Source organism: Streptomyces sp. ISL-36 (assembly GCF_018614205.1).
Classification (GTDB): Bacteria; Actinomycetota; Actinomycetes; order Streptomycetales; family Streptomycetaceae; genus Streptomyces.
This window is the reverse complement of sequence record NZ_JAGGOS010000072.1, coordinates 37,737-50,253: the sequence shown is the minus strand read 5'-3', so window position 1 is coordinate 50,253 and position 12,517 is coordinate 37,737. Positions and strand designations below refer to the sequence as shown.

The window sequence follows — 12,517 nt, the reverse complement described above, 5'->3', positions numbered from 1 at the left end:
GCCGGGTGGTCGTCTCGACGGCGGGCGCCTCGGCCTCGGATCGCGCGTCCTGACCGGTTCGGCCCGCGCCGTCGCCCTCCGCCGTGTGCGGGGTGGCGGTCGGTCGGTGGCCGGAGGAGCGGCCGCCGGCCTGCCCCTCGGCAGCCGCGGAGGGTGCGCGCTCGGGGCGCGGTGGCAGCCCCGCCGAGAGGGTGCCACCGCCCACGGCGGAGGCGGCCGCACCGGTTCCCGGAGTACGGGGAGCAGCCTGCGGACCGACCTCGGCGGCCGGGGCCGGCGAGGGGCCCGAACGCTGGGGGACGGCACCGAAGGAAGGGCTCGCGGCCGGCCTCGGCGGGACAGCGTGCGGACCGCCGTGCGGAGCGCGTACGGACGCGGCGCCGGCGGCCGGGCGGGCGGCCTCCTGGCGAGGGGCGGCGGGGTTCGGCGGAAGAGCGTTCGGCGGCGCCGGGTTCGACGCGGGGTTCGCGCCGCCCGCCGGGTCCGGGTGGGCGCCGTCGGGACGGACGGCGGGGCGTTCGGCGGCAAGGCCCGCCCGTCGGTCGGAAGGGGCCGGGGGGACGCCCGGGCGGCGAGGCGCCTCGGCGGGGAGCGGGATGCCCCCCGCTCCCGCGGGACGCGTGCCGTGGGCGTCGGCGGCCTCGCGCGGCATCGAAGGAGACGGCGCGGGCACGGGTGGGGCCGGAAGGAGAGCGTCGGTGATGCGGGACGTGGGGCGGTGCGACTCGGTGCTCATCCCCGTCCCCCTGCTTGTCCCGGCGCAATGCCCGCCACTCTACGGGCTGTTCCCCGCAGCACGGGAACCCAGGGGCTACCCACCCGTAAACCCGTCTGGCAAGCTCGGGCCATGACTCCCCGCGCCGCCGACCGGGCCCGTTACGACCGGGCCACCGCCGATCTCGACGCGCCCGTGGCGATTGTCGATCTGGAGGCGTTCGACGCCAACGCCGACGATCTCGTACGGCGGGCCGGCGGCAAGCCGATCCGGGTGGCGAGCAAGTCCGTGCGGTGCCGCGCCCTGCTGGAACGGGTCCTGGCGCGCGAGGGCTTCGCGGGGATCATGTCGTTCACGCTCGACGAGTCGCTGTGGCTGGCCCGGGCCGGCTTCGAGGACATCCTGCTCGCCTACCCCTCCGCGGACCGCGCCGCCTTCGGTGAGCTGGCGGACGACCCCAAGCTCGCCGCCGCCGTGACCGTGATGATCGACGACCCGGCGCAGCTGGACCTCGTCGACGCGGCCCGCGCGGGCGGCGGCGAGGAGATCCGGGTCTGTCTGGAGCTGGACACCTCCCTCCAGCTGCTCGGCGGCCGGGTGCGGGTCGGCGCCCGCCGCTCCCCGCTGCGCGAGCCGGCCCAGCTGGCGGAGCTGGCCCGCTCGATCGCCCGGCGGCCGGGCTTCCGGCTCGTCGGGATCATGGCGTACGAAGGGCACGTCGCCGGTGTCGGGGACGCGGTCCCCGGGCGTCCGCTGCGGTCCCGGGCGGTCCGGCTGATGCAGTCGGCCGCCCGCAAGGAGCTCGCCGCCCGGCGTGCGGCCGTGGTCCGGGCGGTACGGGCGGTGGCGCCCGACCTGGAGTTCGTCAACGGTGGCGGGACGGGCAGCGTGCAGCACACCGCGGCGGAGGACGCGGTGACGGAGATCGCCGCCGGTTCGGGGCTCTTCGTGCCGCGCCTCTTCGACAACTACACGTCCTTCACCGGCCGTCCGGCCGCCCTCTTCGCCCAGCCGGTGGTGCGCCGCCCCGGCGTCGGCGTGGTGACGGTGCTCGGCGGCGGCTACCCGGCGTCCGGTGCGGCGGGGGCGGACCGGCTGCCCGTCCCGTACCTCCCGGAGGAGCTGCGCTACGACCCGCAGGAGGGCCCGGGCGAGGTACAGACGCCGCTGCTCGGCTCCCCCGCCGACGATCTCCTCATCGGGGACAAGGTGTGGTTCCGGCATGCGAAGGCCGGGGAGCTGTGCGAGCGCTTCGACAACCTGCGGCTGGTCGAGGGCGACCGGGTTACGGCGACCGTGCCGACCTACCGGGGCGAGGGCCGCACGTTCCTGTGACGGGGCCCACGGGCCCCTGATTCAGGACTCCGGGATCCATCGGTCCCCTGGGTCATGACCCCGGGGACCCCTCGGCCCCTTGGTTCAGGACCCTGGCGTGATCGGAGCTCCCACTCCGCCGTTCGTCGTGCTGCCGATGGGCAGGATCCCCTTCACGATCTCGTCCATGGTGGCGAGCGGCGGCCCGTCGGGGCCCGCGTCGAAGGCGAAGCGCACGACGACCGGAGCCTCGCTGCCCAGCGGTGACGGGAAGGCGAGCGACTGGACGTAGCCGCCGGGGCCCTGGCCGGTGGTGACCTGCCACCGGACCAGGTAGCCGGTGCGCCCGGCGACGACGGCAGGCCGAGCGGCGACCACCTTGTGCGAGCGGATCCCGCCGTACAGCCGGTTCCCCAGGGCGTCGTCCTCGAAGAAGGCGTCGGCGGCCAGGGCGATGTCCTCCTTGGCGATCGCTTCCGGGGTGGTGGCGTCGGTGCCCGTCGCCGTACGGGAGTTCACGGTGCCGCGCCGGCAGTCGCGGTCGCTCGCCCCGGGGCACGGGTACTCGCCGACGGTCGTGACGGTCGGGACGTCACCGCCTCTGAACTCCGGTTTCTCCCAGCCCTTGAGGATGGGCAGGGTGATGCCGTTGAGCTGGTCGGCGACGCGCGTGGGGTCCTCGGCGGGCGGGCTGGTGGCGGGTGACGAGCTCGACGGCGCGGTGGTGGGGGTGCCCGACACCGACGGTCCGGCCGTCCCCGGTCCCTCCTCCCCTTTGTCGCCGCCGAGGAGGACGGCACCGGCGACGACGGCCGCGACCACCGCGATCGCCGCGGCGGCGAGGACGGGGGCCCGCCCGCGCCCGCGGCCGGGGGGTACCGGAGTGCCCGCCGCCGGCCGGGTGTGCGCGGTCCACGTCGTACCGTCCCACCAGCGTTCGACGGTGGGCGTGGCGGGGTCCGGGAACCAGCCGGGAGGGGTCGTCATGCTCATCCCGCCACCCTAGAGGGCGGTTTCAGGAGCCGAACACGGAGTCCCACTGGTCCGGGACGACGCTGCCGTCGGACCGGCGGACGGGCTGCGGCGTGCCGTCGGCGGCGGTGTACGCCGTCGTGGCGCAGGGGTACGGGCTCGTCTTCCGTTTCCTGGGCTCGATGAACATCGGGTTCACGAGCCAGCGGCCGTCGCTGTTGTCGTACGCCCGGCACATCAGCTCGTTCTTGTTCCGGTTGAGGACCAGGCGCAGACCGGTGGCGTCGTGCAGGAAGGTGACGTCGGTGTCGGAGTCGCCGGCCGCGAACACCTGGCGCAGGTGGGCCGGTTGGACCTGCTCGGCCGCGCGGCCGCGTACGCCGAAGATCTCCTGGTTGATCCAGCAGCGCTTGCCGTCGATGTACGTGATCATCGAGTCCTCGGCGTCGGGCACGCTGCCGCAGCCCTTCAGCCGGGCGGTGAGACGGCCGTGCTCGGTGGTGTTGCGGATGCCCAGGGCGTGCGACGGCTCGATGCCGACGCCCTGGGCCCAGACGTCCACGACCGGTTCGGGCGAGGCCGAGACGATCCAGACGTCGAAGCCCGCCCGCTGGAGGGTACGGACGAGGTCGCGCTGCTGGTCGTAGTAGCGGACCCAGCCGGTGACCGTGCCGGTGCCGACCCGCTGCTCGGCGCCGACGGGGGCGGCGAGGTTCTCGGTGCGTGCCGCCGCGGCGAAGGAGGCGACCTGGCGGGTGGTCCAGCCGCGCAGGAGCTGGGCGAGCCAGGCGTACTGGGGTTCCATGCGGCGGTGGTCGAAGCCCGCGAACGCCTTCTGGCCGGTGGTCGTCACGCCCTGCGCGTAGACGGAGAGGATCTCGTCGGCGCAGCGCATGTCGGTGGCGGTGGGCAGGGTGCGTACGCCGGTGGGGCACGCGCCGGCGAGCGCGTCGGCCGCTTCGTCGGTGAGATGGCGGCTGGTGGTCCTCCAGTCGTCCTTCTCGGGTGGGCGGATGCGGCTGTTGCGCAGGAGCCAGAACATGGTGGCGTCGCCGACGTCGTTCTTGATGACGGTGTTGTCCCAGTCGAAGACGGCGACCGGCTCGGCTCCCTTGGCGCGGCAGTGCGCGTCGATCAGTTCCTGGAGCCGGGCCCGGTTGTCGCCGTGCCAGCCATCCGACTTCTTCAGCGTCGGGCACGCCTCGGGTTTCGCCTGGGCGGGCGGGGCGGTGAACAGGCCGGTCACGGCGGCGAGCGCGGCAAGGGCCGCGGACCAGCGGAGCTTGGTGTTCATGCACACTCCTGTCTCGACTGACTCGACTGACTCGACGTACGACAGCCGGGCGCCTCACGACGCCCGGCTGTCGGGGTGGGGGGTTCGGGGCGGCGGCCCCTGGGAGCCGCCTAGAGCGGGGTCACGTACGCGCCCGCGATGCCGCCGTCGACGAGGAAGTCGGTGGCGTTGATGAAGGAGGAGTCGTCGCTGGCGAGGAAGGCGACCGCGGCCGCGATCTCCTCGGCCTCGGCGAACCGGCCGACGGGGATGTGCACGAGGCGGCGGGCGGCGCGCTCGGGGTCCTTGGCGAACAGCTCCTGGAGGAGCGGGGTGTTCACGGGTCCCGGGCAGAGTGCGTTGACGCGGATGCCCTCGCGGGCGAACTGGACGCCCAGCTCGCGGGACATGGCGAGCACGCCGCCCTTGGAGGCGGTGTACGAGATCTGGCTGGTGGCGGCGCCCATGACGGCGACGAAGGAGGCCGTGTTGATGATCGAGCCGCGTCCCTGCTGCCGCATGTACGGCAGGGCGGCCTTGCAGCAGAGGTAGACGGAGGTGAGGTTGACGTCCTGCACGCGCTTCCAGGCGTCGAGCTCCGTGGTGAGGATGGAGTCGTCGTCGGGCGGCGAGATGCCGGCGTTGTTGAAGGCGATGTCGACGGAGCCGTAGGTGTCGAAGGCGGTCTTGAAGAGCGCCTCGACCTGCTCCGGGTCGGTGACGTCGACCCGCAGGTACGTGCCGCCGACCTCCTCCGCCGCGGCCTTGCCGGCGATCTCGTCGATGTCGCCGCAGACGACATGGGCGCCCTCGGAGGCGAGGCGGCGGGCGGTGGCGAGCCCGATGCCGCTGCCGGCCCCGGTGATGACGGCGGTACGGCCGACGAGGCGGCGGCAGACGGTCTCTTCGGTGCGGTCGGTCATGGTGCTCAGGCCTCCGTGCTTTCCGTGCTGATGAAGACGTTCTTGGTCTCGGTGAAGGCGGTCAGGGCGTCGGGGCCGAGTTCGCGGCCGAGGCCGGACTGCTTGTAGCCGCCGAAGGGGGTCGTGTAGCGGACGCTGGAGTGGGAGTTGACGGAGAGGTTGCCGGCCCGGACGGCGCGCGAGACGCGGACGGCACGGCCCACGTCGCGGGTCCAGATCGAGCCGGACAGGCCGTACTCGGTGGCGTTGGCGAGCCGGACGGCGTCGGCCTCGTCGTCGAAGGGCAGCACGACGGCGACCGGTCCGAAGATCTCCTCGACGGCGCAGGGGGCGTCCTCGGCGACGCCGGTGAGGACGGTCGGCGGGAACCAGAAGCCGGGTCCCTCGGGTGCCTTGCCGCGGATGCCTGGGAGGCTGTCGGGGACGTAGGCCCGTACGCGTTCCAGCTGGGCGCGGGAGATCAGCGGCCCCATCTGGGTCCGCTCGTCGGCGGGGTCTCCGACGACGATCTCCTCGATGGCGGGGGTGAGCAGTTCCAGGAAGCGGTCGTACACGGACCGCTGGACGAGGATGCGGGTGCGGGCGCAGCAGTCCTGCCCGCTGTTGTCGAGGAAGGACATCGGCGCCGCTGCCGCCGCGGCCTCGAGGTCGGCGTCGGCGAAGACGATGTTGGGGCTCTTGCCGCCGAGTTCCAGGGTCAGGCGCTTCACCTGGTCCGCGCACTTCGCCATGATCGCCTTGCCGACCTTCGTCGAGCCGGTGAAGACGATCTTGGCGACGCCGGGGTGCTCGACGAGCGCGTTGCCCGCGACGGCGCCCTCGCCGGGCAGCACCTGGAAGAGGCCCTCGGGGAGCCCCGCCTCCAGGGCGAGTTCGGCGAGCCGGAGAGCGGTGAGGGGGGTGGCCTCGGCGGGCTTGAGGACGACGGCGTTGCCGGCGGCGAGGGCGGGGGCGAGGGCCCAGGCGGCGATCGGCATGGGGAAGTTCCAGGGCGCGATCACGCCGATGACCCCGAGGGGTTCGAGGAGGGTGATGTCGAGGCCACCGGCGACGGGGATCTGCCGGCCGCTGAGCCGTTCCACTCCCCCGGCCGCGAAGTCCAGCAGGTCGCGGACGTTGCCCGCTTCCCAGCGGGCGTTGCCCAGGGTGTGGCCGGCCTCGCGGACCTCGAGGAGGGCGAGCTCCTCGTTGTGGGCGTCGACGACGGCCGCGAAGCGGCGGAGCAGCCTCGCCCGGTCGGCGGGGGCGGCGGCGGCCCACTGCCGTTGGGCCGCCGCGGCGCGGACGACGGCGGCGTCGACGTCCGCGGGGGTGGCGGCGGGCACGGTGGCGACGACGTCCTCGGTCGCCGGATTCAGAACGATCAGTTCGTGCGACAACGCGTTCCTCACATGCGTTCGAAGGAGCGGCGCAGCTCCCAGTCGGTCACCGCTGCGTCGTAGGCGTCGAGCTCGACGCGGGCCATGTTGCGGTAGTGCGCGACGACCTCGTCGCCGAAGGCGGCCTTGGCGATCGGGCTGGTCTCCCAGAGCTCGGCGGCCTCGCGCAGGGTGGTGGGGACGTGTGCGTACTCGGCCGTGTACGCGTTGCCGTCGCAGGCGGGGGGCAGTTCGAGCCGTTGCTCGATGCCGTACAGGCCGGCGGCGACCAGGCCGGCGACGGCGAGGTGGGGGTTGACGTCTCCGCCGGGGAGGCGGTTCTCGAAGCGCATCGAGCGGCCGTGACCGACGACGCGCAGCGAACAGGTGCGGTTGTCGACGCCCCAGGCGACGGCGGTGGGGGCGAAGGAGCCGGGCTGGAAGCGCTTGTAGGAGTTGATGTTGGGGGCGTAGAGCAGGGAGAACTCGCGCAGGGCGGCGAGCTGGCCCGCGAGGAAGTGCCGCATGACGTCCGACATGCCGCCGGGTCCGTCACCGGCCATCACGTTGTGGCCGTCGGCGTCCTGGAGTGAGAGGTGGATGTGGCAGGAGTTGCCCTCCCGCTCGTTGTACTTCGCCATGAAGGTGAGCGAGACGCCCTCCTGGGCGGCGATCTCCTTGGCGCCCGTCTTGTAGACGGCGTGCTGGTCGCAGGTGACGAGCGCCTCGTCGTACTTGAAGGCGATCTCGTGCTGTCCGGGGTTGCACTCGCCCTTGGCGGACTCGACGGTCAGTCCGGCGCCGGCCATCTCGTTGCGGATGCGGCGCAGCAGGGGCTCGACGCGGCCGGTGCCGAGGATGGAGTAGTCGACGTTGTACTGGTTGACCGGGGTCAGGCCACGGTAGTTCGCGTCCCAGGCCTGCTCATAGGTGTCCTTGAAGACGATGAACTCGAGCTCCGTGCCGACGTGGGCGGTGTAGCCGTGCTGGGCGAGCCGTTCCAGCTGGCGGCGGAGGATCTGGCGGGGGGCCGCGACGACGGGTGAGCCGTCGCTCCAGGCGAGGTCGGCGACGAGCATCGCCGTACCCTCGTTCCAGGGCACGCGGCGCAGGGTGGAGAGGTCGGGGCGCATGGCGAAGTCGCCGTAGCCGCGGTCCCAGGAGGACATCTCGTAACCGTCGACCGTGTTCATCTCGGTGTCGACGGCCAGGAGATAGTTGCAGCCCTCGGTGCCGTGGTCGAGGACGTCGTCGAGGAAGAACGGAGCGGCGAACCGCTTGCCCTGGAGCCGCCCCTGCATGTCGGGGAAGGCCAGGACGACAGTGTCGATCTCACCGCTCGCGACGAGGGTACGCAGTTCCTCGACGGAGAGCGGGGCTTTGCGGTCTGCCACGGGATTACTCCTCCTTCGGTCAGCCGGGAGCCATAAGGTATTGCCGAAGACCATTGATTGGGAAGGGGAAACCGCAACGTGGCGAAGATCGGTGGGGAGACGCGCTCCGGCACGGAGGCGGCGACGGGTGCGACGAGCCCGCCGCCGGACCGCCTGACGCCCGTGCTGAGGCCTGTCCGGGCGGGCAACGGCTTCGAGGAGGCCCTGGAGCAGATCCTGCAGGTGGTACGGCTCGGCCTGGTGCCCGGCGGGGAGCGGCTGCCCGCGGAGCGCGAGCTGGCCGACCGGATGGGGATCAGCCGGGTCACGCTGCGCGAGGTCCTGAAGGTGCTGCAGGAGCAGGGGCTGGTGGAGAGCCGCCGGGGGCGGTACGGCGGAACGTTTGTGCTCCCCCGGCCCCAGACCGCCGACGAGGACGAGCTGCGCCGCCGGATCGCCGCGGTGGACGTGGAGGACACGCTGCGCTTCCGCGAGGTCCTGGAGGTCGGCGCCGCCGGGCTCTGCGCGGCGCACGGTCTCACCGAGGAGGGCGAGCGCCGGCTGCGCGCGGCGCTCGCGGCCACCCACGACGCCCCGCTGCCGGACTACCGGCGCCAGGACACGCTGCTCCATCTCACGCTGGCCGAGCTCTCCGGCTCGCCGACCCTCACCGCGCAGTACGCCGCCGTCCGGGCGAGCGTGAACGACCTGCTGGACTGCATCCCCCTGCTCGTACGCAATCTGGAGCACTCGCAGCACCAGCACACCGCCCTGGTGGAGGCCGTCCTGGAGGGCGACGCGGACGCGGCGCGCGAGGTCATGCGCGAACACTGCGGCGGGACGGCGGCGCTGCTGCGCGGCTTCCTGACCTGAGGCCGGCTCGCGCGCCGCCGGGAGGTTCGCGGGCTCCGCCGGGAGGTTCGCGGGCTCCGCCGGGAGGGCGGCGGGGAGACGAGGCCGGCCGCGCGCCTCCCGTGACGGGGCCGGCCCCGGGGGCCGTAACCCGAAAGTAACGCACGGGGGTTGCGTTCGAGCCGACCCGGCGCAAAGGTATGGTCCCACTCCATTGGGCCCGACGCGGGAGCTGACGCCGTCATGACGCTCGAAGACACCACCGGGAACAGCACGGGAAGCACCACCCCACCACCGGACGACTATCTGGAGCGCCGCGCCCTGCGCCGCGGCAGCGCCGGATGGCTGCTGCTCACCGGGCTCGGCGTCGCCTATGTCGTCTCCGGTGACTTCTCGGGCTGGAACATCGGCCTGTCCAAGGGCGGTTTCGGCGGACTCGCCGTCGCCACCGTCCTGATGGGCGCGATGTACGCCTGTCTCGTCTTCGCGCTCGCCGAACTCTCCGCCATCCTGCCCACGGCGGGCGGCGGATACGGCTTCGCACGCCGCGCGCTCGGCACCTGGGGCGGCTTCCTCACCGGCACCGCGATCCTCATCGAGTACATCCTCGCGCCCGCCGCGATCTCCATCTTCATCGGCGACTACGTCGAGTCCCTCGGCCTGTTCGGCCTGGAGTCGGGCTGGCCGGTCTATCTCGCCTGCTTCGTGATCTTCATCGGCATCCATCTGTGGGGTGTGGGCGAGGCGCTGCGCTTCAGCCTGGTCGTGACGGCGATCGCGGTCGCCGCTCTCGTGATCTTCGCGCTCGGCGCGCTCAGCGACTTCCACGTCGACGGTCTCGACGACATCCCGGTCGACGGCCAGGCCTTCGGCTCCAACTCCTGGCTGCCGTTCGGCCTCCTCGGCATCTGGGCGGCGTTCCCCTTCGGCATGTGGTTCTTCCTCGGTGTCGAGGGGGTACCGCTCGCCGCGGAGGAGGCCAAGGACCCGGTCCGCTCGATGCCGAGGGCGCTCGCCCTGTCGATGGGCATCCTGGTGCTGCTCGCCGTGGTGACCTTCTTCGCCTCGACGGGGGCCCGCGGCTCGGCGGCCATCCAGGAGGCGGGCAACCCGCTGGTGGTGGCTCTGCAGGGCGACGGCGACCCGACGGCCCTGAGCCGCTTCGTGAACTACGCCGGACTCGCCGGCCTCGTGGCCTCGTTCTTCTCCCTCATCTACGCCGGCTCGCGGCAGCTCTTCGCACTGTCGAGGGCCGGCTACCTGCCCCGGTTCCTCTCCCTGACCAGTCGGCGCAAGTCGCCGTACCTGGGGCTGCTGATCCCGGGCGCGATCGGCTTCGCCCTCGCCGCAGGGACCGGGAACGGGGCGCGGATGCTGAACATCGCCGTGTTCGGCGCCACCATCTCGTACGCCCTGATGGCGCTCTCCCACATCGTGCTGCGCCGCCGCGAGCCGGAGCTGCCCCGGCCGTACCGGACGCCGGGCGGCATCGTGACCTCGTCGGTCGCGCTCGTGCTCGCCGTGTCGGCGCTGGTGGCGACCTTCCTGGTCGACAAGGACGCGGCGTTCATCGCACTGGGCGTCTATGTGATCGCCCTCGCCTACTTCGCGTTCTACAGTCGGCACCATCTGGTGGCCAAGGCGCCGGAGGAGGAGTTCGCGGCCCTCGCGGCGGCCGAGGCCGAACTCGAACGCGACTGACGCTCCCCCCTTCCCGATCGGAGGAACCCGTGACCAAGCCGCTCATCGGCGTGACGACCTACCTCGACCAGGCGCGCTGGGGGGTGTGGGACATGCCCGCCGCGCTGCTGCCGGCGCAGTACCCGCGCCTGGTCCAGGCGAGCGGGGGCCTCGCGGCGATGCTTCCGCCGGACGAGCCGTCGGCGGCGGAGCGGGTGGTGGCCCGGCTGGACGCTCTGGTGGTCGCGGGCGGCGCGGACGTCGAGCCGGTACGGTACGGCGCCGCGCCCGACCCCCGTACGGGTCCGCCGGCCCGGGCGAGGGACGACTGGGAGCTGGCCCTGGTCGAGGCGGCGCTGGCCTCCGGAACCCCGCTGCTCGGCATCTGCCGGGGCATGCAGCTGCTGAACGTGGCGCTCGGGGGGACGCTGGTCCAGCACCTGGACGGCCATGTGGAGGCGGTCGGTGTCATCGGGCGCCACGCGGTGAAGCCGGTCCCGGGGACGCGGTACGCCTCGCTGGTCCCCGAGCTGACCTCGGTGCCGACCTACCACCACCAGGCGGTGGACCGCCTGGGAACGGGCCTGGCTCCCTCGGCCCACGCGGAGGACGGCACGGTCGAGGCGATCGAACTGGCGGACCCGTCCTGGGCGCTGGGCGTCCAGTGGCACCCGGAGATGGGTGAGGACCTGCGGGTGATGCGGGGCCTGGTGGCCGCGGCGGAAGCCTGATCCCCGAGGCGGCCGGGCGGTCACGGACTGATCCCCGAGGGGGTTCGTCGGACGGTACGGCGCCGCGCCCGAGCCCCCGGCAACCGCCCGCCGCGGAGTGCACCCGAACCTCAGCCGAGGTGTCCCGGACCCGGACAGGCGCCCCCGGCGAGGTCCACCGGACAGAGCCGGACGGAGCCCCGCTGGGATCCGCCGGACACAGACAAGGTGCCTGACCCCGCCGGCGACCCGCCCGACGCAGGCGGGCGCCCGAGCCCCCGGAAACAGCCCGACGCGGGGGCGGGGGCACCCGAACCTCAGCCGAGGTCCGCGAGACACGAGCAGGCACCCCCGGCAGGTCGGCCGGAACCCCGCCTCCGGGGCTATCCGCGGGTCAGCGACAGGAGGTCGCGGGCCGGGCCCGTGGGGCGGTGGCCGGTGGGCCAGACCGCGCGGAGGTCGCGGCGGAGCAGGACACCCTCGACCGGGATCTCGACGAGGCGTCGGGAGGCCAGTTCCTCCGTGATCGCGAGCTCGCTCAGGACGGCGGGGCCCGCGCCGCTGACCGCCGCCGCCTTCACCGCCGTGGTGGAGGCGAGTTCGAGCAGCGGCTGGGCGAGGCCCCCGTGCGCGGCGAGCGCGGAGTCGAGGACCTGACGCGTGCCCGAGCCCCGTTCGCGCAGGATCAGCGGGGTCGCGGCCAGCTCGGCGGGGTCCAGCCGCCTGCGGCGGCGGGCCCACGGGTGGGAGGGGGCGGCGACCACGGCCAGCCGGTCGTGGGCGATGACCGCCCCGTCCAGGCCGTCCGGCACCGCGAGCCCCTCCACGAACCCCAGGTCGGCCTCGTCGGCGAGCAACCGCTCCGCGACCACTGCCGAGTTCCCCGCCATCAGGGACACGGCCGTGTCGGGCCGCTCCGCGCGCAGCGCGATCAGCCAGCCGGGCAACAGGTACTCGGCGATCGTCATCGACGCGGCCACCCGCAGCCGCGAGTCCCTGCGCCCCCGCAGCGCCTGCGCGCCCGCGTCGAAGGCCTCCGCCGCCTCCATGATCCGCCGCGCCCAGTCCGTCACCAGGGCGCCCGCGTCCGTGAGCCGCGAGCCGCGCGGCGACCGGTCCACCAGCGCCACCCCGAGCTGCCGCTCCATGGAGCGGATGCGGCTGCTCGCGGCGGGCTGGGTGATGCCGACCTCGCGGGCGGCCCGCCCCAGGCTCCCGTGGCGGGCGACGGCCAGCAGCAGTTCGAGCGCGCCGAGGTCCGGAACCCGGTGGGACAGGGGTGCGCCGCCGTCGGAAGGATGCTCACTGCTCGCGCTGCTCATAAAGCCAGCTTATGGCGTCATAGGG

At 73.4% G+C, this 12,517-nt stretch carries 10 protein-coding genes and 1 pseudogene; 4 read left to right on the top strand and 7 right to left on the bottom strand.

Going from position 1 to position 12,517, the window contains the following annotated elements; genetic code table 11:
• Positions 1 to 736 (bottom strand): annotated as a pseudogene (locus J7E93_RS19710) (hypothetical protein); the annotation flags it as partial.
• A gap of 111 nt (positions 737 to 847) precedes the next feature.
• Here J7E93_RS19710 and J7E93_RS19705 point away from each other — a divergent pair.
• A complete protein-coding gene (locus tag J7E93_RS19705; protein ID WP_215071217.1) occupies positions 848 to 2,050 on the top strand; it encodes an amino acid deaminase/aldolase in 1,203 nt (400 codons plus the stop codon).
• 84 nt (positions 2,051 to 2,134) lie between these two features.
• Here the strand turns inward: J7E93_RS19705 and J7E93_RS19700 are convergent, their stop codons facing one another.
• The 5 genes from J7E93_RS19700 to J7E93_RS19680 form a co-directional block, all read right to left on the bottom strand.
• Positions 2,135 to 3,022: a DUF2510 domain-containing protein gene (locus J7E93_RS19700; protein WP_215071216.1), complete on the bottom strand. Its 888-nt coding sequence runs from the start codon at positions 3,020 to 3,022 to the stop codon at positions 2,135 to 2,137.
• 22 nt (positions 3,023 to 3,044) lie between these two features.
• Positions 3,045 to 4,295, bottom strand: coding sequence for an HAD family phosphatase (locus tag J7E93_RS19695; RefSeq protein ID WP_215071215.1), 1,251 nt, complete (start codon positions 4,293 to 4,295; stop codon positions 3,045 to 3,047).
• A gap of 110 nt (positions 4,296 to 4,405) precedes the next feature.
• The gene (locus tag J7E93_RS19690) at positions 4,406 to 5,197 is read right to left on the bottom strand and encodes a 3-oxoacyl-ACP reductase (RefSeq protein ID WP_215071214.1); all 792 of its coding nucleotides are present in this window, start codon (positions 5,195 to 5,197) and stop codon (positions 4,406 to 4,408) included.
• Between the two features lie 5 nt (positions 5,198 to 5,202).
• Positions 5,203 to 6,576: an aldehyde dehydrogenase gene (locus J7E93_RS19685; RefSeq protein ID WP_215071213.1), complete on the bottom strand. Its 1,374-nt coding sequence runs from the start codon at positions 6,574 to 6,576 to the stop codon at positions 5,203 to 5,205.
• A gap of 8 nt (positions 6,577 to 6,584) precedes the next feature.
• A complete protein-coding gene (locus tag J7E93_RS19680) occupies positions 6,585 to 7,949 on the bottom strand; it encodes a glutamine synthetase family protein (protein WP_215071212.1) in 1,365 nt (454 codons plus the stop codon).
• Between the two features lie 87 nt (positions 7,950 to 8,036).
• Between J7E93_RS19680 and J7E93_RS19675 the strand changes: the two genes are divergently transcribed.
• The 3 genes from J7E93_RS19675 to J7E93_RS19665 all read left to right on the top strand — a co-directional run bounded on the left by J7E93_RS19675 (position 8,037) and on the right by J7E93_RS19665 (position 11,191).
• Positions 8,037 to 8,801, top strand: a complete 765-nt coding sequence (locus tag J7E93_RS19675) for an FCD domain-containing protein (protein WP_308368723.1) — start codon at positions 8,037 to 8,039, stop codon at positions 8,799 to 8,801.
• A gap of 222 nt (positions 8,802 to 9,023) precedes the next feature.
• Positions 9,024 to 10,481: an ethanolamine permease gene (eat, locus tag J7E93_RS19670; protein WP_215071211.1), complete on the top strand. Its 1,458-nt coding sequence runs from the start codon at positions 9,024 to 9,026 to the stop codon at positions 10,479 to 10,481.
• Between the two features lie 29 nt (positions 10,482 to 10,510).
• Positions 10,511 to 11,191 (top strand): gamma-glutamyl-gamma-aminobutyrate hydrolase family protein, encoded by a 681-nt coding sequence (locus J7E93_RS19665; protein WP_215071210.1) that lies wholly within the window; start codon positions 10,511 to 10,513, stop codon positions 11,189 to 11,191.
• A 362-nt stretch (positions 11,192 to 11,553) separates the two neighbouring features.
• Here the strand turns inward: J7E93_RS19665 and J7E93_RS19660 are convergent, their stop codons facing one another.
• The gene (locus J7E93_RS19660) at positions 11,554 to 12,492 is read right to left on the bottom strand and encodes a LysR family transcriptional regulator (RefSeq protein WP_215071209.1); all 939 of its coding nucleotides are present in this window, start codon (positions 12,490 to 12,492) and stop codon (positions 11,554 to 11,556) included.
• Positions 12,493 to 12,517: the final 25 nt, after the last annotated feature.